Genomic DNA, 23,095 nt, shown 5'->3' with positions numbered 1-23,095 from the left:
ACAATAAAAATTTATTAAACGCTTTTTTTTATACTTTTTATTCAACCGCGGTTCCGCGTGAAGCCTCAAGCAGCTTAAACCAATCTTCGCGCGACAACTCAGCGCGAAGTCCATTTGCCAAAGTTACCAGCGTTTCGGCATTTGAAGTACCGATCACCGGAAGAATGCGCGCAGGATGTTTTAGTATAAATGCAAGCAGGAGTTGGTTTTCAGTGGCGTCATATTTCGGAGCCAGTTCATTCAAAACCTTTTTAATGCGCAGATTCTGTTCTGAATTTTCTGAAAAGTAGTTCCCCATTATTGACCAGGCCATTGGACGTAGCTTTTTGAGCATAAGCTGATCTAATGTGCCATTGTAAAATGCTTTTGTTTCGTTAACCGAAACTTCGAACTGGTTGGTCACAAGCGGAAATTCACTGTCGAGAAGCTCGAACTGTGACGGTGAAAAATTAGAGACACCGAAATGCTTCACCTTTCCCTCTTTCTTTAATTTATCGAAGGTCGAAGCTATTTCTTGTGGGATCATGAGGGGCGACGGACGGTGCAGCAACAAAAGGTCAATATAATCTGTCCTTAAATTGCGTAGGCTGCTTTCAACAGATTTAAGTAGGTGTTCCGCCGAATAATTGTATGATTTTATTTTAAAGTCGCGGTTCGCGCAAGGCATTTCGATGCCACATTTCGTAATCAGCTGTACCGAATCGCGCGCAACCGAACAGTGCTGTAAAGTGTTTCCAAATAGCCTTTCACCGGTGTAGTCTCCATAAATATCGGCATGGTCAAAAGTGGTCAATCCCTGCGAAAGTGCAGTTTCTATCAAATGCTGCACCTGCTTTTCAGAATGATTCGCGCCCCAAATTCCCCAGCGCATGGTGCCGACTATCAATGGTGAAATTTGCATCAGTTTTTAAATTTATCTTCAAAAATAGGATTTTGAGGGTGAAGTTTAACATTCGAAGCATAAGGTTTTTAAGGGATATTATTAACTTTGAACAAACAATTTTACAATGAAGAAGATTTCTATTTTATTTTCAACCTTTCTTTCTGCTATCGCGTTTTCCCAGTTTGTAAGTCCGGGTACTGGCGTTACCTACAATCTGGCATCGCTTTCTGCAGCGGCTCCAACGGTTTTAGTGAACACAGGCACCGGTTATCAAATGGTTTCAGATATTACCATTTCTGCCGGTGATGCACTTTTAATGAATGAAGACACTACCCTAAAGATTGATGCCGGAATTCAGCTCAATATCGCAGGAAATTACGATACCACTGCTGCAAGTCTGTTGGTGACCGCTACCGATCCTGCCAATATTTTCAAAGGTATCCGCCTTGAGTCTACCGCAAATGTTATCATTAAAAATACCATTTTTGAATATGGCGGCGGCATACAGGCTTTGACAGGAAATTTCCTGATGGAAAATTCGACGGTTCGCTACTTTGAATCAGGTCTTGTTACCGGTGCGTCTATTAATTTCTCAACCGGAAATCCAATTATCCGCAACTCCCAATTTATCGAAAACGAATTGCCGGCGGTGGGTTCGGGAGCAAATCAGTCTGTTGCGCTTGAATTTACCGGAAACTATCTTTACGGAAATACAAAAGGAAACACGAACAGACCTCAGATCAACATGGGCCCGAGCGGCACAGGAACCACAAAAATCCTGAACAATACAATCATTGGAGACAGAACTTTGACGCGCGTTGGTGGAGTCTCAGTTTCTACCCTCCTTGGTGTTGAAAACCATCCGGTGATTGAAGGCAACACCATTAAAGATAACCGATACGGCATCACAGTGACTGGAAACAATTCTTCCGGATCCATCTCGAACAATACGCTGATTGACAATAACACCGAAACCAACCCGAACAACGGCGGCAGCGGCATCTCACTTTCAGGCAGCGGCAGCCAGGTGATGGCGATCAAAATCGAGAAAAACATCATCCGCGGACATCTTTGGGGTATCACCATCATCAACACTGCGCGTGCAGATCTTGGCGGAGGTTCTCTTGGAAGTATTGGTCAGAATGTTTTCGCAAATAACGGAAACGGTGGACAGATCTATGCGCTTTACAATAACACACCGAACCCGATCAGTGCTGAAAACAACTGCTGGAGAGAAGGTGAACTTTCAACGGAAGCAATGGTAGAAGAAGTGATTTTTCACAATGCAGATGATCCTGCTAAAGGCTTGGTGGATTATAAACCGTTTTTGTGCGCAGAGCCTTTAGCTACGGTAAACGCGATGCAGCTAATCGAGAAGATTTATCCGAATCCTAGTAATGGAAATTTTGTGGTAGATGCCTCCGCAAAAGGTGAAATCGTAATATCCGATATGAGCGGAAGAAAGATCTTCGGCGGACCGGTTGCCAAAGGAACAAACAATGTTTCAGTAAACGCAAAAGCGGGTATCTACCTGCTGCAGCTTATCTCCGAAGGAAGAAGCCAAACAACTAAATTAATCATTAAATAATTGACATTCCTATTGATTTTTTTAAACTCATTCTGCCATTATCAGAATGAGTTTTTTATTTTTTGTAACCTTTCGCCTAAAAGGGTCGTATAATAGATTGCAGTCCTAAAGTGGACGTGTTACAGAAATAAGATGAGACAACTAAAAATTACAAAGCAGGTTACCAACCGGGAAACCGCCTCACTGGACAAGTATTTGCAGGAAATCGGTAAAGTAGACCTGATTACCGCGGATGAAGAGGTAGAGCTGGCCCAGAAGATTCGCGCAGGTGACCGCGTAGCACTTGAAAAACTGATTAAAGCCAACCTTCGATTTGTGGTTTCGGTTTCTAAGCAGTATCAAAATCAAGGCCTGTCGCTGCCCGATCTAATCAATGAAGGAAATCTCGGCCTTATGAAGGCTGCAAAAAGATATGATGAAACCAGAGGTTTTAAGTTTATCTCCTACGCTGTTTGGTGGATCCGCCAGTCGATTCTGCAGGCATTGGCAGAACAGTCGAGAATTGTAAGACTTCCTTTGAACAAAATTGGTTCCATCAACAAAATCAACAAAGCTTACGCACACCTTGAGCAGGAAAATGAGCGACCACCATCGCCGGAAGAATTAGCAGAGGTTCTTGATATGAGTGAGGACGACATCAAGGAATCGATGAAAAACTCCGGCCGTCACCTGTCAATGGATGCGCCGCTTGTGGAAGGTGAAGATTCTAACCTTTATGACGTTTTACGTTCAGGCGAATCACCAAGTCCTGATAAGGAACTGATGCTCGAATCACTTCAGATTGAAATCGAAAGAGCATTGCAGACACTTACTCCACGCGAGGCCGACCTTGTAAGACTTTATTTTGGTCTGAATGGTAAGCACCCGATGACATTGGAAGAAATTGGCGAAACTTTTGACCTGACAAGAGAAAGAGTTCGTCAGATCAAGGAAAAAGCCATTAAAAGGCTGAAACACAATACCAGAAGCAAGATTTTGAAATCGTATTTAGGTAAATAATTCAGTACCACTCAATATAAAAGGAACTCAAATTCGAGTTCCTTTTTTTATGAAGTCTGAAAATTCTTCTTCGCCAGTTCCTTCCGTACGCGGCTTAAACTTTCAGGCGTAATTCCAAGATAAGAAGCTACCATCCATTGTGGAACGCGCTGCAGGATATCCGGGTACATCCGAATAAAATCCAGATAACGCTCTTCGGCAGTATCAGAAAGCAATGAGTTTACGCGGTTCTGCAGATTACGGATGTGCTTCTGCAACAACAAATCATTATTTTCAGAGGTGCTGGGGAAATGTAGATTGATGTTCGTGAAGAAATCGGCGTCCAGAAGCAGCACCAGGCTCTCCTCTACTGCTTCGATGTAATAATCGGATTTTTCATTGAAATGAAGCGAGCTGCGGTCTGAAATCAGCCACTTCTCAGGCGCAAACTGAATGATGTGCTCCTTGCCGTTTTTGTCGATTGAGTACATCCGCAGCAAGCCTTTTTCGACAAAATAAGTTCCTTTACAAACCTCGCCCGCGCGCAGCAAAAATTCATTTTTACTGACGGTCATTGGCACATAAAACGAACTGCATAAATTTCCTGCGTCACCCGGCAACTGCAAAACTTCCGACAAGTAAGCCTTAATATTTTCCATCTGTAATTGTCGGTGCTAAATTCCGCTGGTGGTAATGCCCTGATGAGACATATGGTTTATCGCCTTTCCATCTTTGAGCACGATAAGTTGCGGACTTTGGTGCACAACATTAAGGTCACTTTCGATCCTGTTTGATATAGGGCGGTATTCCAGTAAATCTAAAAAATAATAGGAAACATCACCGTCATTTTGCTGTACCTCTCTTTCGAAATTTTTCAGAACCATCTTGCTGATATGGCAGCGTGTAGAATGCTTAAAAATAGCCACTTTACGTTCTGAAGATTCCGATATTGCTTTGTCCAAATCGCTCTCAGATTCGATATATTTCCAAAAATCGGGTGCTGACTCCGAGCTGGCAGATTTGCCTAAAATTTTATCTAAAAAACTCATACTCCAAATTGTTTAAGATGATGATTAATATGTTTGTACTGCAGAAAAGCCCAGTCGCAGCTTGTCATTTCGCCGAAAAGAGCATGCCTGCGAAGCAAAGTATCTGCTTGTAAGGAGCTCAGAAACTCCTCGAAAGTTGCGAGAAAATCTGCCTTTGTACTCTCAAAATTACAATTTTCTTTTAATTTCACCACCTCAAACGTGGGCATATTCGGCGGAATACCGTGATTACATACTTTCATTGTCAGTTTGGTGCAAATTCCCACAGTTTTAAAGACTAAATTGGTTTCGGGTAGCACAATTTTAGTCAAACCCACCTGCAGGATTTTATCGCAATGGCCGACCATCTGTGCGCTGCTCATTCGTCCCCATTTTCGCGGCGAATGTTCATTGAGTTGGTTTAACCTGCGTTTTAGTTCGGAGACATCTTCAGGATTGCTCAAACTTCTTCTCATGTCCAGCCTTTCTCCTTCATTAGTGCCGATATCTGCGCAAAATGATGGTCACAGTGCCACGCATAAAATGCCAGAATCTCGCGCAGTGCCACATTTCTGTTCATTTCTGGATGGAAGAAAGTGCGGTCGAATTCACGGTTGGTCATCGATTTCATAAGGTGTGCCCATCGGCAGTGCAAACCTTCAAGCAGGGTTAATGCTGCTTTTATGGGTTCGTTCCGACTGTCCTGCAATTCGGCCCATTTGGCTTCGTCATAGGTTTTTATTGTAGGATTATCCTCTGTCAGCGCCCATTTAAACCTACAAAAACTTTGCATGTGGCTGTCTGCAAGATGATTGATAAGCTGCTTGACGGTCCAGCCGCCACTGCGGTATTGCGTATCAAGCATATCATCTGAAAAAGTTTTTAAAGTACATCTAAGTTTATCCGGAAACTTTCTGATGGTATCAATGTGCCATTCCAGTTCTGGGTCCGAAACCTTTTCGGGCGCGCTGTATCTTCCGAGCGGATATTTTTTATTTTCTAAAGGATCCATGATTATGAGTATTGTGGCCGTTTTGTCGCAATTTGAATGATGGCTGAACATTTGCCATTAAGCATTTGTAAATTTTAATTTCAAAAACAAAAGCTGTTCCAGCATAATAAAAATATTAAAGTATGAAAAAAGCACTGATCATCGTGGATGTACAAAACGATTTTTGCGAAGGTGGCGCATTGGCAGTTCCGGGCGCAAATGAAGTGATTCCGTACATCAACCTGCTAATGGAAGAGAACGAATACGACCAGATTGTCCTGACACAAGACTTTCATCCCGCAAACCATAAAAGTTTTGCCTCAAATAATGGCCGAAAAGTTGGCGAAACCATCACGCTGAACGGAATTCCTCAGTTTATGTGGCCAGACCATTGTGTACAGGGCAGTTTCGGTGCCGAATTTCACAAAGACCTCAACATCAGCAAAGCGACCCATGTCATTCAGAAGGGGAAAAACAGTGACGTAGACAGCTACAGTGGTTTTCAGGATAACAACCATTTCGTAAAAACCGGTCTTGATGATTATTTAAAGTATCATGATATCCAATTGGTCGAAGTTGTAGGGCTCGCCTTGGATTACTGTGTGAAATTTACCTGTCTTGATGCCGTTCAACTTGGATATATCACTTGTCTGCATTTTAACGGGACGCGCGCGGTGAACGTGAAACCAGAAAACGGGCGTGATGCGATCTATGAAATGCTGCAGAATTCGGTGACGGTTCTTGGCTAGATAAAAAACTCCGCTGAAATCGCGGAGTTTTTTATTTTTAAAATTCAAATATAAAACCGAAATACGGTAACGGTGTGGAGCGGTCTGCCGTTCCGGTTTCGAGCAGATAATACTGCTGGTCCGGTGATGCCTCAGGGTTTGCAATAATCCCGTTATTCTCGTTGTCACGCTGCAGATTTACTACCGGCAAACCGCTCGGACTTGTAGATCCATACGCATTCACCACGTCAACATAGGCCGTAAGCTGCCATTTTTTGAAAATCCATTTCTTTTCGCCGCGAAGGTCAAGCTGATGTGACAGATTGCCGCGCGCTGAATTCAATAGTGCGAAATTCTGAACGGGTCCGTTCGCGATGTTCCAAATATTCATCAAAGCGCTGCGCTGCAGGTCATACGGCGTCTCCGGAAGCCCGGACTGAAGGCGGAAACGTGCGCCGACGTTCCAGTTGCGGCCAAAATATTTCCCGGTTGTTAGCGTAAGGATGTGACGTGAATCCCAGCTTGATGGCAGAAGGCTTCCGGCCGAATCTGAAAACTGAGAATAACCGAAAGTATAGGCCATGATTCCGTAGAAGTCGCTCGCCGTACGCTTTTGGGCCAGGAATTCAATTCCATACGTCTCACCAAAACCACGCGAATCCAGCGGCTCACTACCCACGATTCCAAAATCACCGCCAACATTGGCCAATGAGATCTGGTTCCGCAATGAGAACGGATAATTTTTGTATTTTTTGTAGTAGCCCTCGAGCGTTAGTCGCAGATTATTTGCTCCGTTGTATTCGAGACCGGCAACAAGATGTGAGTTTTTGATGTATTCTAGGGTATTTTTATTAAGAAATGCATCATTCAGGTTAAAGCCAAGTGCAGTATACGCTGGTAACTGGTAATAGATGCCCGTATTAAAATTAAAAACGAATCTTTCTGCGAAACGGTAGCTTAGCGAAAGACGCGGCGAAAACTGCTCGAGCGGATTCTGTGTTTTATCTGAATAGTTGCTTGCATCCAAACGTACACCCGCAGACAACTGCAATCGGTTATCGAAAAATTTCCGGGCAGACTGCAGGTAAAAACCATACTGAATCAAATCGAGATCAGATGTAACCACGTCGTAATTTACTGCGCTTTGCGTCACACCTTTAGCTATCGAATTATTATAGTAGTTGGCAAAATTAATATTTGCTCCGCTGCTGAACTGATAATCGCTCAAAGTAAAGTTCCGGTCCACACGCAGTTTGTTCTCGCTTTCCTGCGACTTATAATCGAAAAGTAAATTTTCGGGCGTTTCAATATTACGATAGTATTTCGTTGCCCGGTTATCAAGCATATTGCGGCTCCACGTGAAGAGCCAGTTTCCGTTTTCAGCGAGGTGGCGGTAGCCTGCTCCTACCGTATAATTCCACTGTGGTGAAACCGGCAGGCGGTCTATTAAAGTCAAATTATTTAAAGTGGGTTCCGCTTCATCATTAAATTTAAAACTATCCTTAGCTCCAATTCCAAGTACATAAAATTCGTCACCGGACTCGAACTTTTTTGAAACTTTAAAGGTCGCATCATAATAACTTGGCAGGAACGGTAAACCGATTGCTTTGAAAAGCAATTGGAGATTCGATTTCCGCACACTGAAAAGTCCGCTCCACGATTGGTCCTTTGACAGAGGTCCGTCTGCCATCAGCTGCATATCATCCAGACCCAAAACCGCTTTATAACCCAACTTATCTTTACGCGCCTGTTTTAAATTAAATTCAAAAAGCGAAGACAGCACACCGTTTCTTGCCGCCGGGAAGGCTCCGCTGTAAAAATCGACATCTTTTATAAAATCAACAGTGATGATGCCGCGCGGTCCACCACTCGCGCCCTGTGTCTGGAAGTGATTGATTACCGGAACTTCGATTCCGTCGATGTAGAATTTGTTTTCAGCTGAACTTCCACCACGAATGAAAAGGTCATTACGGAAGGTCGCCGTGCTGCCCACACCCGGAAAACTTAAGATAGCTTTCGATACATCACGGTTCGAACCCGCGTTTTTCTGCACTTCCTCACTCGTTATATTCCTAAGTGACAGCGGGCTCTCCGCCGTTGTTTTATAAGTTTTACGCACCAGCGTAACTTCCTGAATTTCGGCGGCCTCTTTAATTAAACCCACCGAAAATGTAAGGTTTTGATTTGGGACTACATTAATTTCATTCAGAAAACTCCTGGTGTAGCCCGGCGCACTGATTTCGAAGGTATATGTACCGGAAGATATTTCAGATACAACGATGTTTCCTGACGCGGACGGATAAATTTGGTCCTGCCCAACGATTTTGGCTTCTGCCGATAGCGGTTTCCGGCTGAATTCATCAAAAACATTAATGTTTATGCTTCCGACCTGCCCAAACAGTTGCGCTGAAAGAATTGTGAAAACGACGAGAAAGGTGTTTTTCATGATTTAAAATAAATAAGGTGCAAATTTACGATAAGCGCCCCTTTTTGAGGGACGCTTTCGTATCAATTAACTAAAAATAAACTATGGCAAGAGTACCTTTTCCAGCACATGTATGATACCGTTGGTGCACTGTACATCGGTAGCAATCACGTTTGACACGCGGTTGTTCGCATCGGTAATTTTCACGCCACCGTTTGTGGTGATCTTAAATGTCCCACCCTGGAAGGTATTTACGGTCATGTTATTGGTAATGTCTGTTGAAGCAACATTCGCACCGGCTACTACGTGGTATTTCAACACGTTTTCAAGCGTTAGAGCAGGAATTGCGCCCAGTCCTGAAAGGCCAAGTTCGGAAAGCAACGATCCGAAAGCATTATTGGTAGGTGCAAAAACGGTAAACGGAGAATTTGAAGTTCCGCTTAGAATACTTACAAAATTCGGTTGGTCCGGTCTTGTCAGTGCAGTAACTAAAGTTGAAAAGTTAGGGTTCGCCGTCGCATGCGTGACGATAGTAGGTAAACCGATTACTTTGTCTACTTTGTGAATCACGCCGTTGCTTGCGCTGATGTCTGTCTTCACCACGTTAGACATCCCGTTAATCTTTACACCAGAAGCTGTGTTGATGTACATGCTCAGGTTTTTGGTTGCCGAGGCACTGCCTTTTGCGAGCGTGGAAACATAACCGGTAGTAACCTCTGAGGCCATTACTTTGGTGGACAGTACGTGGTTCAGCAGAATTTCTTTCAATGCCGCAGTAGGCACATCGTTCAGACTTGCGTAACCGTTTTCAGCTAAAAATGCAGAGAATGCCGCGTTACCGGGCGCAAAAACCGTGAAAGAACCGGATGTGCTGAGGGTTGCGGCAAGACCGGCTTTGTCAATAGCGGCTTTAAGATTTGAGAAATCGGCGTCACGCGAGGCCAGTTCATAAATGGAGTTGCCCATTACCATTTCATCATCGCGGTTTTCTTCGCAGGACATCGCGAGCATCCCAAAGAAAAGGAGCAGCGCGGAAAATTTGAATAAATTTTTCATAATAAACTATTTTTTTGTGGGGTTCATTAGACAAAAATAATGCTAAAAAGATAACTTTAGTATAACATCTTACTATTTAAGTTATAGATGAATTTATATAACCGGTGATTGTGAAAACTTAAGGCTAATATTTAATAAGGAAAGCTTTTAAATGCATCTTTTATCTAAGTACTCTAAAACACTGAGGCCGGATAAATTCCGGCCTCATTTACAATATCTCTTATCTAAAAGAATTAGAACAAATTTTCATCCACAAAATTTGGTATTGTGACTTTCAGATTTGGTTCTGCTTCCATCGCTCTTTTGATCGCAAAAACAGCGCGCTCATTCCGTGCCCAACTGCGACGCGAAATTCCGTTGTTTACATCCCAAAAAAGCATGGACTTCAGTCTTCGGTCAGCATCATCGCTGCCATCGAGCATCATGCCGAAGCCACCATTGATCACTTCGCCCCAGCCCACACCGCCGCCATTGTGAATTGAAACCCAGGTCGCACCCCGGAAACTGTCGCCAATCACATTGTGAATCGCCATATCGGCGGTAAACCTAGAACCGTCATAAATATTGGAAGTTTCTCTGTACGGCGAATCTGTGCCCGAAACATCATGATGATCCCTGCCCAGAACTACCGAACCGATTTCTCCCGCCGCAATTGCTTTGTTGAAAGCTTCCGCAATTTTCATCCGTCCTTCGGCGTCAGCGTAAAGAATTCGCGCCTGTGAGCCAACAACCAAATTGTTCGCCTGCGCACCCTTTATCCACTGGATATTATCTTTCATCTGCTGCTGAATCTCTTCAGGAGAATTCTTGATCATTTCCTCCAAAACATTGCAGGCAATCTCGTCGGTTTTCTGTAAATCTTCAGGTTTACCACTTGTGCAGACCCAGCGGAACGGCCCAAAACCAAAATCGAAACACATAGGTCCCATAATATCCTGAACATAACTCGGATATTTAAATTCCCGGCCCAATGTGGGGTTTTCAGCCATTACATCAGCGCCAGCCCTTGATGCTTCGAGTAAAAAGGCGTTTCCGTAATCGAAGAAATAGGTTCCCTTCTCCGTATGCCGGTTGATAGCCGCAGCGTGTCTTCGCAATGTCTCCTGCACTTTTTCTTTAAATAAATCCGGATTTTCTGCCATCATCTGATTTGATTCCTCAAATGACTGCCCAACCGGATAATAACCGCCCGCCCAAGGATTGTGAAGCGAAGTCTGGTCTGAACCGATGTCGATCCTTAAATTTTCAGCATCAAATTTTTCCCAAACATCAACGATATTTCCAAGGTAGGCCAGAGAAACAACCTCCTTAGCGTCTTGCGCTTTTTTCACCCTTTCAACCAGTTCATCAAGGTTTTCGTGGATTTCGTTGACCCATTTTTGGTCGTGACGGATTTTTGTAATCTTTGGATTCACCTCTGCGATTACTGTGATGCAGCCCGCGATATTTCCAGCCTTGGGCTGCGCGCCCGACATCCCACCTAAGCCTGAAGTAACGAATAAGCCGCCTTTAGGTTGTCTTTTGATTTTCCTGAATGCATTGAGAACCGTAATCGTCGTACCGTGCACAATTCCCTGCGGACCGATGTACATGTATGATCCGGCAGTCATCTGTCCGTATTGCGTCACGCCAAGTGCATTGAATTTTTCCCAGTCGTCAGGTTTAGAATAATTCGGAATCATCATTCCGTTGGTAACCACTACTCTCGGCGCATCTTTGTGCGAAGGAAATAATCCCATCGGATGTCCGGAATACATGGTCAAAGTCTGTTCGTCGGTCATTTCCGACAGGTATTTCATCGTCAGTAAATATTGCGCCCAATTAGAAAAAACAGCGCCATTACCACCATAAGTTATCAGTTCGTGCGGATGTTGCGCCACAGCATAATCCAGGTTATTCTGTATCATCAGCATGATGGCTTTCGCCTGTTCGGATTTTCCCGGATATTCTGAAATGGGCCGCGCTTTCATTTCATAATCCGGTCGGAAACGGTACATGTATATCCGGCCATATTTTTCAAGTTCCACCCGGAATTCGGGCAAGAGTTCAGCGTGAAATTTAGGCTCAAAATACCGCAACGCGTTTTTCAGGGCGAGTTTCTTTTCTTCGCTGTTTAAAATTTCTTTACGTTTCGGCGCGTGATTAATTGACGTATCGTAAGGTTTTGGCTGTGGAAGTTCGGCGGGAATACCCTGTGAGATTTGGTCCTGAAAAGTCATAGGCAGTCTTTTTACTTAAGCTTTTGATGTGCAGCTTCAAAAATAAGCATAAAAAAATCCCGCACAAGGCGGGAAAGTCAATTCAGTTGGTAAATCTATCCTAGTATATCGTCATTTTCAGATTCGTGATCGTCTGCATTGTCGCTCAGGCTGTAGAAATCGTTCTCTTCATCTTCAGGACCTACGCCATCCATCACTACGCCCTCTTCATCTTCCGGCAACGGAACGTCCAGAATATCACCGACATCGGTAACGGGTGTAGTTTCATCTAAAATCGGGTTGCCGTCACCATCGATCGGTACGTGTTCTTCCTGATTAAATATATCATTCTCAGGACTGTAATCCATCTCGCGGAGCTTCTGATCCTGTTCGTTCTTATTATTTTCGGGTGCCATAATTTTTATTTTTTTAAGTTAAATTTTTACATCTCCTCGCCGAGTTGCTGGTTTTTGTTGTTCTGCCACGCGTCATCGTACGCTTTCTTTTGGTTCTCCCAGGCTTCGGGCGGCACAGCATTTTCTGCGTTCTTTACAAAATTTTCCTGCGTAAGTTCCGGGTTTCGGACATCTTTGATGCGTATTTCCGAATTTTCAACTGCCTGTTGCTGTTCGTTATTTGCTTCGTTATCATTCAGATTTTTATCTACATTGGCAAAATCCTGTGATTTTTTGAAATTATTATTGTCCATTTTATTGAGGTTTTGTGATTTAATGCCATTAATCCAAATTGCATTCCTAAACATGTAAATCCTTTAAATTAATTAGAGATCGCCCACATTTTTTACGTCGCTAGATAACCATAAAAACAAAGTCTTGACTGAAATTGTTTGATTTTATTTTTTAAATTTGCCCACACTGTTACTATGGAAAAAAACACGAAAACCGCGCCTGCAAAAGGCGGTTCACAAAGCAAGACACTTTCCCGGCCACGCATATTTTTTGGAGTGTTGTTCCTGCTCATCTCGGTGGTCCTCACCTTCTCATTTATTTCTTACCTGATGAGCTGGCGCGCAGACCAAAGTCAGGCCGGAACAATGCTTGACAAAACGGTAAAATCCTCAAATATTTTTGGCAAAGCCGGCGATTGGTTAGGTAACCTGTTTATTTTTGAAAGCATCGGTCTCGCTGCCTTTATCGTGGCATTTCTTTATCTGGTTTTCGGACTCATCATCCTTAAAAAGAATTATTTCAAGCCATGGAAAACCATTGGCCACTCACTTTTTTTCATCTGCTGGCTGCCCATTTTTCTTGGTGCCGTAACGCGCGGCGAAGGCGTTCTGAGTGGCGTTTACGGCTACCAAATCATGGAATTCCTGAATTCGGTGATTGGCACTGCCGGACTTTGGTTGGTACTTGTAGTAAGTATCGGGCTGTATTTTATACTTGAATTTAATTTAAATCCAAATAATGTAAAATCGAAGCTTGACGATCTGAATGCCAATACCGTTGGCCGTGTAAAAGCGATGATGCCGAAATCTGCCGAAAAATTCGAAGCCGATCAGGAACTTGAAAATGCAGACGAACTGGATTTGGAACCGGCCGAAATGGTTGCAGCCTCAACTACCCTGGTGCCTATGACACCAACACCTGTGGTGATCAAAGATTTTCCGCCTGTAGAGATCAGCAACGATTTTGAAACAATTAAAACACCAAACGAAACTTCATTTGACGCCGGTCCCATGCAGGCGGTAGATGGGAAAATAAACCTTACAGGCGATGATGACATCAATTTTAAGGTGGAAGTTGCCCAAACTCATGATGTTTTGGATGATCACGACAAAAAATCGAACGAACTTGTAGAAAAACATGGTTTGTACGACCATAAACTTGATTTAGCTAACTTCCAGATGCCGCCAATCGATCTTTTAAGAGATTATGGCAACGAAGAAATTGCGATTAACCGCGACGAACTCGAGGAAAATAAAAATAAGATCGTCGGTTTGCTTAAAAACTTCAATGTAGGAATTGCTGAGATCAAAGCGACCGTAGGACCAACGGTTACACTTTACGAGATTGTTCCTGAAGCCGGAATCCGCGTAGCTTCAATCAAAAAACTTCAGGACGATATCGCACTGAATCTTTCGGCTTTGGGAATCAGGATTATTGCGCCAATGCCTGGAAAAGGGACAATCGGTATTGAGGTTCCACGAAAAAATCCGTCGATGGTTTCTATGCGAAGCGTTATTTCATCACAAAAATTCCAGAATTCGGATATGGATTTGCCGGTGGTTTTCGGGAAAACGATCTCGAACGAAATCTTCATGGCGGATCTCTCCAAAATGCCTCACCTTCTCATGGCAGGTGCAACCGGCCAGGGTAAATCGGTGGGTATCAACGCGATCCTTACTTCCCTACTCTACAAGAAACACCCGAGCGAACTGAAATTCGTGATGGTGGATCCAAAAAAAGTAGAACTTTCACTCTATTCAAAAATCGAAAGACACTATCTTGCGAAACTACCGGATGGCGATGATGCAATCATCACTGATACGCACAAAGTGATCAATACATTAAACTCGCTATGTGTGGAAATGGACCAGCGTTATGATTTGCTTAAAAATGCCTTCTGTAAAAACTTAAAGGAGTACAACAAGAAGTTCAGCGAGAGAAAACTAAACCCGGAAAACGGGCACCGATACCTGCCGTACATTGTTTTGGTTGTTGACGAATTTGCGGATTTGATCATGACGGCCGGAAAAGAAGTGGAACTGCCGATCGCCAGACTTGCACAGCTTGCAAGAGCTGTAGGTATCCACCTGATCGTGGCAACGCAAAGGCCGTCAGTGAACGTAATAACCGGAATGATTAAAGCAAACTTCCCTGCAAGAGCGGCCTTCCGTGTGATTTCCAGCGTGGATTCAAGAACTATCTTAGATTCACCGGGAGCAGACCAGCTCATCGGTAAGGGTGATATGTTATACTTCAACGGAAACGAGATCCTGAGATTGCAGTGCGCCTTCGTAGATACACCGGAAGTAGAGAAAATCGCGGAATTCATTGGCGAACAGAAGGGTTATTCTAGTGCATTTATGCTGCCGGAATATTCAGGAGAAGACACTACTTCAACAGTTGGCGCATTTGATCCGAATGAAAAAGACGCCCTTTTCGAGGATGCCGCGCGTATCATCGTTTCTACGCAGCAGGGTTCTACTTCAATGCTTCAACGTCAACTGAAACTGGGCTATAACCGCGCCGGCAGAATTATGGATCAGCTGGAAGCGAGCGGCATCGTAGGTGGGTTTAATGGCGCAAAAGCACGTGAAGTGCAGATCAGCGACCTCAATTCGTTGGAACAGTTTTTGGAAGAGTTGCGCAAATAAATTTAAATCTTAAACGTAAGTTTAACTTTATTTAATTAATTCAATCCAAAAACAAAATAAAAGAATGAAAAGCCTATTTAGAAATATTACACTCGCGCTGTTCACGGTTGCCACTGCTGCAACTTTTTCAGCACAGAAGATAGACGCAAAAGCAAAAAACCTACTCGATGCTGTAGCCAAAACGTACAAAACGAAAAATAACGTTTATTTTAAATTTGTTTACGGAACAGGAACCGGAAAAACCGTTACCAAGACTGAACCAGGGATCTTCTACTCTGCCGGGGACCGCTATAAACTGAAGATCATGGGAACGGAGCAGCTTTATGACGGAAATAAAATCTACAACGTCTCTGCGGAAGACCAGGAAGTTACCATCGCAAAACCTTCGGGCTCAGAACAAATATTCTCACCTTTAACCTATATTGAAGAATATAAAAAAGGCTACAATGTGCAGTACTTAGGTAAAATAAAGGTGAATGGAGTGCTTGCAGACCGAATAAAACTTACCCCAACCACGAACAACGGCATCAAAGAGGTCAACATATTTGTGAACGCTGCCAAAAATCAGTTGGTGAAGCTGGAGCAGTTCAGCAAAGACAATTCGGTTTCTGTAATTGCGATCAGTGATTATAAAGAAAACCAAAAACTCAGCAATTCGATGTTTACATTTGATAAAGGTCAGTACAAAAATTATATTGTCACGGAGCTTTAAAAATATCAGAAAGCCTTTTCGGTCAGGAAGGGCTTTTTTTAGCGCTGACAGCGACTTACCATATTTAGTTTTTTGGTAAATTTGCGCCATGTTTAAAAAACTCGACGGCTACGTCATCAAATCTTTCTTTGGCCCGTTCCTGTTCATCTTCAGCGTCCTGTTTTTTATTTTCGTAGTTAATATTATCTGGATCCAGCTGGCACAGTTCACGGGGAAAGGCCTGAGCTACTGGGAAATCCTGAAGTTGCTTGCGTATCTTTCAGTGAAGGTCGTGCAATTGGTTCTGCCACTCACCATTCTGCTCTCGTCTATCATGACGTTTGGTGATTTCGGTGAACGCTATGAACTTGCCGCGATGAAAGCCGCCGGAATTTCGCTCACACGCATCATGCTGCCGCTTTTTGGCGTTACCGTGATGCTCTCCTTCTTTCTGTTCCTGTTTTCGAATAACGTGATTCCCGATTTCCAGCGCAAAGCGAAAAATATGCTCTATAATATAGCTGCAACGAAGCCTGCGCTCAATTTCACACCGGGACAGTTTATCAATCAGATTCCGGGGTACAGCGTAAAATTTGATGAAATTTCCGGTGAAAACGGAGAGAATATCAAAGGTGTTTTCATCCATAAAATGGCGAATTCCTATGAAAGTCAGCAATCTATCGTGGCTGAAAAAGGGAAATTCGTGCAGGCGGATAATCGCAATTATTTGAAACTGATTCTTCACAACGGACATATTTTCGAGGAAAACCTGTCAAATGCCGATTACTTTCAGCGACTTCGGCAGCCAGACCAAACCATAAAATTTGACACGCTAGTCTCGCATTTTAATATTTCTGAAATCATTAATAATGCACTTGAAGCTGAGCAAATCACCGATGATTATTCATTCCAGAATTTCATTGAACTGAACTCTACCATCAGTAAAGCGCAGAAAGAGAACAGCAATATCATCGAAAATCTCACGAATGAGCTGGTGAACCAAACCAGCGGTTACCTAAGCTATATCGATAAAGTGCAGCCTAAAACGCAGATCAAGCCCATACCGAAAACTGATACTTTAAAACCGCAGAAAAAGCAGGAGATGTTGCTGTATGCGTATACAAAAATTGAAGGTTTAAAGAATCTGAACGAAAGCAAAAAGACGCAGGTGAAAGAGCTGCACTCCTACTACTCGCGGATTATTATGTACCAGCAGCGTATTTTCGCTTATTCGGTGACGTGTATTATTTTCTTCCTGATTGGCTCCAGTCTTGGATCGATCATCCGTAAAGGCGGACTCGGGCTGCCGGTTGTGATTGCAATCGTAGTCTTTATAATCTTTTACATCCTGAATCTCTCGGTGGAAAACATGGCTTGGGCCGGTGAAATGGACCCGTATCTGGCCTCATGGCTACCGAACATGGTTCTGTTTCCGTTTGGCGCGTGGCTCACGTATAAAGCGCTTACAGATTCGCAACTGTTCGACATCGAAAAGTACAGAAGCATGCTGAAACCGGTAATCCAACTGTTCCAAAAGAACAAAGAACACCAGCGTTACCGCTAATTATTTAAAATACTTCACGATTTTTTCGTCAGTCGGCTTGGTCGTGCTGATGAAAGAATCGATCAGTTTACCGTTTTCGTCCAAAAGAAATTTGGTAAAATTCCACATAATTGACGTGTTTTTCACGCCGTTTAGGTCTTTTTCGGTTAAATATTTAAAGACTGGCGCCGTGTCATCACCTTTTACCGAAACTTTAGCTGCCAGCGGGAACGTCACGCCGTAATTTTTTTGGCAGAACGCACCGATTTCTTCATTGCTTCCCGGTTCCTGGCCACCAAAGTTATTCGCCGGAAATCCCACTACCACTACTTTGTCGGCATATTTCTTTGAAATGGTTTCCAAATCGGCATATTGCGGCGTAAAACCGCATTCAGAGGCAGTATTCACAATCAGGATTTTCTTGCCTTTGAAATTTGCAAAATTTATTTCATTGCCATCCAGGCTTTCTACTTTGTAATCGTGAATTGTTTTCATCGCAGGGTTTTTATCTTGTGAAATCTCTTTTTTCTGTTGTGTGCAGGCCAGAATCGAAAATCCTAACGCGAAGAGGAGTGCAAATTTTTTCATGTTTAAAATTTTATTAATTCAGTTAACGGTCAATCTTCAGGAAACGACCGCTGCGGTCAAATTCCAGTTCCAGTCCGGTATTTAATTCTACTTTTTGCCTGCGGACCTCGTTTTTCCACTCCGTGGCGTATGAATTGGGATAATTGGTTTGGATGTACCGAAGAATCTTCACCGGCAAAATGCTGTTCGGAATCCGTTGGATGCCTTCTATCTCATCGATTTTGTTGTTGACGAATTCAAGCTTGGTTCCATTGTCGAGCCGCACGTCGTATTCTGTCTTACTAAGATTTTTTTCACGGGTTACGCTGGTAATCTTAATTGCCGGATAGTGCTTACGTACAAACTGCGAAATAGCACCGGGAACTTGGTTTGGCTGAATCCGAACTTCCTGGGCACTAGTATCTGTCGCGAAAAATATCAAAGCGCTGATTGCGACAAGTTTCTTTAAGTTTTGCATTACGTTATTTTTTTTGGATTGGTCTGAATTTCAGCAAAAAACAATCCAACGCAGCAATTTAAAGCTAAAATTTGAAGGTATTATCCGGAAATACTTTATTCGTTTCAATCCGGTTGATGATGATCACATAATCGCTGTCTTTTTTTGGCGAGGAAGATTCGATGCGGTACGGCATTGTCAGCGCACCGGTCTTGCGGTAATCACCGTAGGTCAGCGTTTCATCTTTTTTCACTTCCCGGAGCAGCATATAGGTTTTGCTGTCAAAATAATACATCGTTTTGTTGACGTTTTTTGTAAGTTCAACCTTGTGACAGTACACCTCGCCAACTTTTTCCTTGCCTAAATATTTAACCTCGAAACCTTTGTTTTCCCAGTCGATGAAGTCTGTATCAAAACTTTCAGCGATATAGTTCGGATATTCCTGCAACTTATTGGCAGCATAATTCATCGCATACCCTTTCTTGCCGTCAAAACCTTCTATCGCGGTCTCTTTTTTATTCAGAATGATTGCGGTCTTGGTCAGATTAGGTCTTTGCTGATAGATTTTTAGTGGATACTCATCGTTGATACCGAGCGTCAGACGGCCATGAATCACAATAGAGTTCAAAAGTTTCCAGTTTGTAAGTCCGCCTGAAAGTTCAATATTTTTATCGATGATCTCTTTAGCGGTTTGCGCCGGTAAAAGGCTGAATATGCAAAACAGAAGGGCTGATAATATCTTTTTCATTAAATAATTCTAGCTGTAAATTTATTAAAAATTAATTAGCGCTTTTCCCGCCATTTTCGCTGGATTTCAAGATTTCCTTCGCTTTCTCGAGATCTTCCGGCACATCAATACCTACCCCTAGGAAATCGGTTTCGATCATTTTTATCTTCATTCCATACTCCAGGTAGCGTATGCATTCTATCTTTTCTGAGATTTCTAGCGGCCGCATCGGCAGATCCGCAAAACGGAGAAGCGCGTTTTTTCTAAAAGCATAAACGCCGACATGCCTAAAATATTCTACATCCGGATGTACTTCGCGAGGAAACGGAATCACAGAACGGCTAAAGTACAGTGCAAAATCATCCGAATCAGTAATCACTTTAACATGATTAGGATTTTCGATGTCTTCTTTGCTGCTCATCTTTATTTTTAAAGATGCCAGGGAAATTTTATTCTCAAAATCATCTTTAAAGACTGAAATCAGTTGGGAGAGCGGGTCAGATTTTACGAAAGGTTCGTCACCCTGAACATTCAGCACGATATCGCAGTCCAACTCCTTTATTGCCTCGGCAATGCGGTCGCTGCCGGTTTCGTGCTGGCCGGTCATCACCACGTTTCCGCTGTGACTTTTTATCTCATCAAAGATTATCTGCGAATCTGTCGCGACCAGTACTTCATCAAAAAGACCTGTCTCAACAACATTCATGTAGGTGGTGGAAATTACGGTTTTATCGCCCAGCAACTGCATAAGTTTTCCCGGAAAACGGCTGGCTTCGTAACGTGCAGGAATTACGGCAATGATTCTCAAACTATTTAATTTTAAATTAAATCTGCTTTAAATATTTAAATCTAAAAATTACAGATTAAGAAAGTCGATTTAAGGCAGCTTCAAGTCTTGGAATCATCGCTAAAATCTCTTCCACAGACAATCCACCGACAGAAGCGCGGAACCATGGCATCGTACGTGAGTTTCCGAATGCTGAAAACGGTACGAGAGCTACGCCGGCCTCTTCAATTAAATAAAACACCAAATCTGATGAATCGTTGATTTTGGAACCATCGGGTTTTGTTTTTCCTAAATAATTGAGTTCGATGGTGAGGTAAAGTGCGCCCATCGGTTCGATACTTTCAACATGCAAACCACGCTTTTTCAATTCCTGAATACCATCGTGAAGAACCTGCAAGCTTTTTGAAATATCGGTTTTAAAGTCCGCAACAAATTTGTCAACCTCACCGGAATCTTTTAAAAATACAGAAACGGCCTGCTGCTCGGGTTTTGGCGCCCACGCACCGATATGTCCGAGCAAAGATTTCATTTTATCCATCACTTCCTGCGGGCCGAAACTCCAGCCTACACGGATTCCCGTGGCGGCGAAGCATTTCGAAGTACCGTCGATGTAGATGGTATATTTTTTCATTTCGGAAAACAATGAAACCGGATTGAAATGTTCGTGACCGAAAGTAAGCATCGCGTAGATCTGGTCGTACATCAGATACAGCGGTTTTTCACCTTCGGTGCGGCTGTTGTTTTCTTCAATTACCAGCTCGCAGATCTCACTCAACTGCTCTTTGCTAAACATCGTGCCCGTAGGATTCAGCGGCGAACACAACGCAAGGAGAACAGCACCTTTCAAATGAGGTTTCAGTTCTTCGGCGGTTGGCAAAAAGTTGTTTTCCGGAGAACTTTCCACTTCCACCTTTTGGGCATGCGTGAGGTAAGAATAATGGTTGTTGTTCCAGGAAGGAACCGGGTAAACCACTTTGTCACCATCATCCACAATTGTGCGGAAGGTAGCGTAAATTAATGGCCTCGATCCTCCTGCAATCAAAATTTCATCAGCCGAGTAATCAAGGTTCCAGCGGGTTTTTAAATCTTCAGAAACGGCTTTCCGAAGCGACAGAAGTCCGTTTGCCGGGGGATAATTGGTGAGATTATTCCGGTAAGCTTTGGTGATTTCTTCTTTAAGCAGTGCCGGAATCGGGTAAATATCCGAGTCCAGATCACCAATCGTGAGATTGGCAATCGTGGCACCGTTAGCTTTCATGTCGTTGACCTGATTTCCGATTTTTATGATTTCGGAACCAATGAGATTCTGCGCGAGTTTTGAAACTTTCATACTTCGTCGATTTGGTATTTCGCGGGCGGATAGATTACTTTTTAAAGCTTAAGATCGCTTTTCACCTGTTGGATCTTGCCATCAAGAACCGTGAGCTTTTGGCGGAACTCTTCTTCGCTTTGAATGGAATCTTTAACTGAAACATAAAACTTGATTTTCGGCTCCGTGCCCGATGGTCGTACACAAACTTTGGTGCCGTCGGCGGTATAATAAATCAATACGTTTGATTTCGGAATATCATCCATCACCGATTTCTGCCCATTTTTTAGATCTAAGGAAGTCTGTTCAAGGTAATCTCTCACTTCAGTCACCGCTGAACCAGCAATTTCCGCTGGTGGATTTTCGCGGAAGTCGGTCATCATCTGTTTGATCTCTTCAGCGCCACTTCTGCCCTTTTTCACGACATTTATAAGACCTTCGTAATACATTCCGGTTTCTTTGTAAATATCGATCAGGTATTGGTACATGGTTTTGCCGTTGGCTTTACACCAGGCCGCAATTTCGCAGGCCAAGAGTATAGAACCACAGGAATCTTTATCGCGTACAAAATCACCCGTCATAAAACCGAAGCTCTCTTCACCACCACACACAAATTTTTCTTTTCCTTCGTTGTCGCGGATCATTTTACCAATCCATTTAAAACCGGTAAGACCAATTTTGCAGTCGACTCCGAATTTCTGGGCGATGTCTACAAAAATATCCGATGTCACGATGGTAGAACCGATGAACTCTGTACCGGTAATTTTTCCGGCTTTTTTCCATTGGTCAAGGATATAATAAGTAAGGATCGTATTGGTTTGATTACCATTCAGCAACTGCATTTCAACATCGAGGTTTCGCACAGCAATGCCAAGACGGTCACCGTCTGGATCTGTTCCGATCACGATGTCGCCATTCGTGATTCTCGCCAAATCCAGAGCCATTTCCAGTGCAGCGGGCTCTTCAGGATTAGGTGATTCTACAGTTGGGAAGTTTCCGCTCGGAATCATTTGTTCTTTTACCAGATCAACTTTGGTAAATCCGGCCTTTTTCAAAGCCTGGGGAACTGTTGTGTAAGTTGTTCCGTGAATTGAAGTGAAGACAATATTCAGATTATCGTAACCAATTTTATCTTTTTGGTACAGCGAGTTTTCCATACAGGCATCAATGTACACATCATCCTGCTCCTCGCCGATCCATTCGATCAAATCATCATTTCCCTCAAATTTGATATCCTCGAATTTCAGTGAATACACTTCTTTGATGATCGCTTCATCATCTGGCGGCACGATCTGGGCACCGTCATTCCAATATACTTTGTAACCATTATACTCAGGCGGATTGTGCGACGCTGTAAGCACGATTCCTGCATTACATTTTTTGTCGCGAACCGTAAACGAAAGTTCTGGCGTCGGACGGTGTTCTTTGAAAAGCAAAACTTTAATTCCGTTTGCCGTCAAAACATCCGCGCAAAGTTTCCCAAATTCTTTGGAGTTATTCCGCACATCATAAGCGATCGCCACCTTAATCTGCTGCCCTGAAAACTGCTGGTGAAGATAGTTCGCCAGACCTTGAGTAGCTTGCCCCAGCGTATATTTGTTAAGTCTGTTCGTTCCCACTCCCATTATTCCGCGCATCCCGCCGGTACCAAATTCCAGCGCACGGTAAAATGAATCGTCCAAATCTGCAGATTGTGAGCTGATCAGCATCTCTACGGCTCTTCGCGTTTCTTCATCAAAACCTTCGCCCAGCCAAAGTTTAGCTTTTTCGAGTGGTGTTAAGTTTTCGGTAATATCCAT

At 43.2% G+C, this 23,095-nt stretch carries 22 protein-coding genes; 6 read left to right on the top strand and 16 right to left on the bottom strand.

Annotation, left to right across the window (positions count from 1 at the left end):
• Nucleotides 1-37: 37 nt before the first annotated feature.
• Nucleotides 38-901 carry an aldo/keto reductase gene (locus QEP06_RS01265; protein ID WP_285268725.1) on the bottom strand — a complete coding sequence of 288 codons (864 nt, stop codon included), beginning with the start codon at nt 899-901 and terminating at the stop codon, nt 38-40.
• Between the two features lie 106 nt (nt 902-1,007).
• Here QEP06_RS01265 and QEP06_RS01260 point away from each other — a divergent pair, with 106 nt between their 5' ends.
• Together QEP06_RS01260 and QEP06_RS01255 are read left to right on the top strand one after the other, a co-directional pair.
• Nucleotides 1,008-2,471, top strand: coding sequence for a T9SS type A sorting domain-containing protein (locus tag QEP06_RS01260; RefSeq protein ID WP_285268724.1), 1,464 nt, complete (start codon nt 1,008-1,010; stop codon nt 2,469-2,471).
• A gap of 132 nt (nt 2,472-2,603) precedes the next feature.
• On the top strand, nt 2,604-3,470 hold the full coding sequence (locus QEP06_RS01255; protein WP_251833464.1) for a sigma-70 family RNA polymerase sigma factor: 867 nt from the start codon (nt 2,604-2,606) through the stop codon (nt 3,468-3,470).
• Between the two features lie 47 nt (nt 3,471-3,517).
• Here the strand turns inward: QEP06_RS01255 and QEP06_RS01250 are convergent, their stop codons facing one another.
• From QEP06_RS01250 to QEP06_RS01235, 4 genes are read right to left on the bottom strand one after another with little or no spacing between them, the layout of a single operon-like run.
• A complete protein-coding gene (locus QEP06_RS01250; RefSeq protein WP_285268723.1) occupies nt 3,518-4,108 on the bottom strand; it encodes a Crp/Fnr family transcriptional regulator in 591 nt (196 codons plus the stop codon).
• Nucleotides 4,109-4,123: 15 nt separating this feature from the next.
• Nucleotides 4,124-4,498, bottom strand: coding sequence for a bacillithiol system redox-active protein YtxJ (gene ytxJ, locus QEP06_RS01245; RefSeq protein WP_285268722.1), 375 nt, complete (start codon nt 4,496-4,498; stop codon nt 4,124-4,126).
• Entirely contained in the window at nt 4,495-4,953 is a 459-nt protein-coding gene (locus QEP06_RS01240) for a DUF1569 domain-containing protein (RefSeq protein ID WP_251833467.1), read from the bottom strand. The genes ytxJ and QEP06_RS01240 overlap by 4 nt, the downstream gene beginning before the upstream one ends.
• Nucleotides 4,950-5,489, bottom strand: coding sequence for a YfiT family bacillithiol transferase (locus QEP06_RS01235; protein ID WP_285268721.1), 540 nt, complete (start codon nt 5,487-5,489; stop codon nt 4,950-4,952). Before QEP06_RS01235 ends, QEP06_RS01240 begins: the two co-directional genes overlap by 4 nt.
• Before the next feature lie 122 nt (nt 5,490-5,611).
• Here QEP06_RS01235 and pncA point away from each other — a divergent pair, with 122 nt between their 5' ends.
• A complete protein-coding gene (pncA, locus tag QEP06_RS01230) occupies nt 5,612-6,217 on the top strand; it encodes a bifunctional nicotinamidase/pyrazinamidase (RefSeq protein WP_251833469.1) in 606 nt (201 codons plus the stop codon).
• 37 nt (nt 6,218-6,254) lie between these two features.
• Here the strand turns inward: pncA and QEP06_RS01225 are convergent, their stop codons facing one another.
• The 5 genes from QEP06_RS01225 to QEP06_RS01205 form a co-directional block, all read right to left on the bottom strand.
• Nucleotides 6,255-8,642 (bottom strand): TonB-dependent receptor, encoded by a 2,388-nt coding sequence (locus QEP06_RS01225; protein WP_285268720.1) that lies wholly within the window; start codon nt 8,640-8,642, stop codon nt 6,255-6,257.
• An 81-nt stretch (nt 8,643-8,723) separates the two neighbouring features.
• Nucleotides 8,724-9,677: a fasciclin domain-containing protein gene (locus tag QEP06_RS01220; RefSeq protein ID WP_285268719.1), complete on the bottom strand. Its 954-nt coding sequence runs from the start codon at nt 9,675-9,677 to the stop codon at nt 8,724-8,726.
• A 233-nt stretch (nt 9,678-9,910) separates the two neighbouring features.
• The gene (locus tag QEP06_RS01215; protein ID WP_285268718.1) at nt 9,911-11,896 is read right to left on the bottom strand and encodes a urocanate hydratase; all 1,986 of its coding nucleotides are present in this window, start codon (nt 11,894-11,896) and stop codon (nt 9,911-9,913) included.
• Between the two features lie 95 nt (nt 11,897-11,991).
• Complete coding sequence (locus tag QEP06_RS01210) at nt 11,992-12,291, bottom strand: hypothetical protein (protein ID WP_251833473.1); 300 nt, start codon at nt 12,289-12,291, stop codon at nt 11,992-11,994.
• 26 nt (nt 12,292-12,317) lie between these two features.
• Nucleotides 12,318-12,584, bottom strand: coding sequence for a hypothetical protein (locus tag QEP06_RS01205; protein WP_285268717.1), 267 nt, complete (start codon nt 12,582-12,584; stop codon nt 12,318-12,320).
• Nucleotides 12,585-12,758: 174 nt separating this feature from the next.
• Between QEP06_RS01205 and QEP06_RS01200 the strand changes: the two genes are divergently transcribed.
• The 3 genes from QEP06_RS01200 to QEP06_RS01190 all read left to right on the top strand — a co-directional run bounded on the left by QEP06_RS01200 (nt 12,759) and on the right by QEP06_RS01190 (nt 17,470).
• On the top strand, nt 12,759-15,215 hold the full coding sequence (locus QEP06_RS01200; RefSeq protein ID WP_285268716.1) for an FtsK/SpoIIIE family DNA translocase: 2,457 nt from the start codon (nt 12,759-12,761) through the stop codon (nt 15,213-15,215).
• 64 nt (nt 15,216-15,279) lie between these two features.
• A complete protein-coding gene (lolA1, locus tag QEP06_RS01195; RefSeq protein ID WP_251833476.1) occupies nt 15,280-15,927 on the top strand; it encodes an outer membrane lipoprotein periplasmic chaperone LolA1 in 648 nt (215 codons plus the stop codon).
• 88 nt (nt 15,928-16,015) lie between these two features.
• Nucleotides 16,016-17,470, top strand: a complete 1,455-nt coding sequence (locus tag QEP06_RS01190; RefSeq protein ID WP_285268715.1) for an LptF/LptG family permease — start codon at nt 16,016-16,018, stop codon at nt 17,468-17,470.
• Here QEP06_RS01190 and QEP06_RS01185 read toward each other — a convergent pair whose 3' ends face one another.
• The 6 genes from QEP06_RS01185 to QEP06_RS01160 form a co-directional block, all read right to left on the bottom strand.
• Nucleotides 17,471-18,037, bottom strand: a complete 567-nt coding sequence (locus QEP06_RS01185; protein ID WP_285268714.1) for a glutathione peroxidase — start codon at nt 18,035-18,037, stop codon at nt 17,471-17,473.
• A 22-nt stretch (nt 18,038-18,059) separates the two neighbouring features.
• Nucleotides 18,060-18,494: a PepSY-like domain-containing protein gene (locus QEP06_RS01180; protein ID WP_285268713.1), complete on the bottom strand. Its 435-nt coding sequence runs from the start codon at nt 18,492-18,494 to the stop codon at nt 18,060-18,062.
• A gap of 64 nt (nt 18,495-18,558) precedes the next feature.
• Nucleotides 18,559-19,221: a histidine kinase gene (locus tag QEP06_RS01175; protein ID WP_285268712.1), complete on the bottom strand. Its 663-nt coding sequence runs from the start codon at nt 19,219-19,221 to the stop codon at nt 18,559-18,561.
• A gap of 31 nt (nt 19,222-19,252) precedes the next feature.
• A complete protein-coding gene (gene kdsB, locus QEP06_RS01170) occupies nt 19,253-20,008 on the bottom strand; it encodes a 3-deoxy-manno-octulosonate cytidylyltransferase (RefSeq protein WP_285268711.1) in 756 nt (251 codons plus the stop codon).
• A gap of 55 nt (nt 20,009-20,063) precedes the next feature.
• Complete coding sequence (locus QEP06_RS01165) at nt 20,064-21,317, bottom strand: pyridoxal phosphate-dependent aminotransferase (RefSeq protein WP_285268710.1); 1,254 nt, start codon at nt 21,315-21,317, stop codon at nt 20,064-20,066.
• Between the two features lie 41 nt (nt 21,318-21,358).
• Entirely contained in the window at nt 21,359-23,095 is a 1,737-nt protein-coding gene (locus tag QEP06_RS01160; protein WP_285268709.1) for a phospho-sugar mutase, read from the bottom strand.

Origin of the sequence: Kaistella rhinocerotis (assembly GCF_030243905.1) — a bacterium.
Classification (GTDB): Bacteria; Bacteroidota; Bacteroidia; order Flavobacteriales; family Weeksellaceae; genus Kaistella; species Kaistella rhinocerotis.
This window is presented reverse-complemented; position numbering and strand designations above follow the sequence as displayed.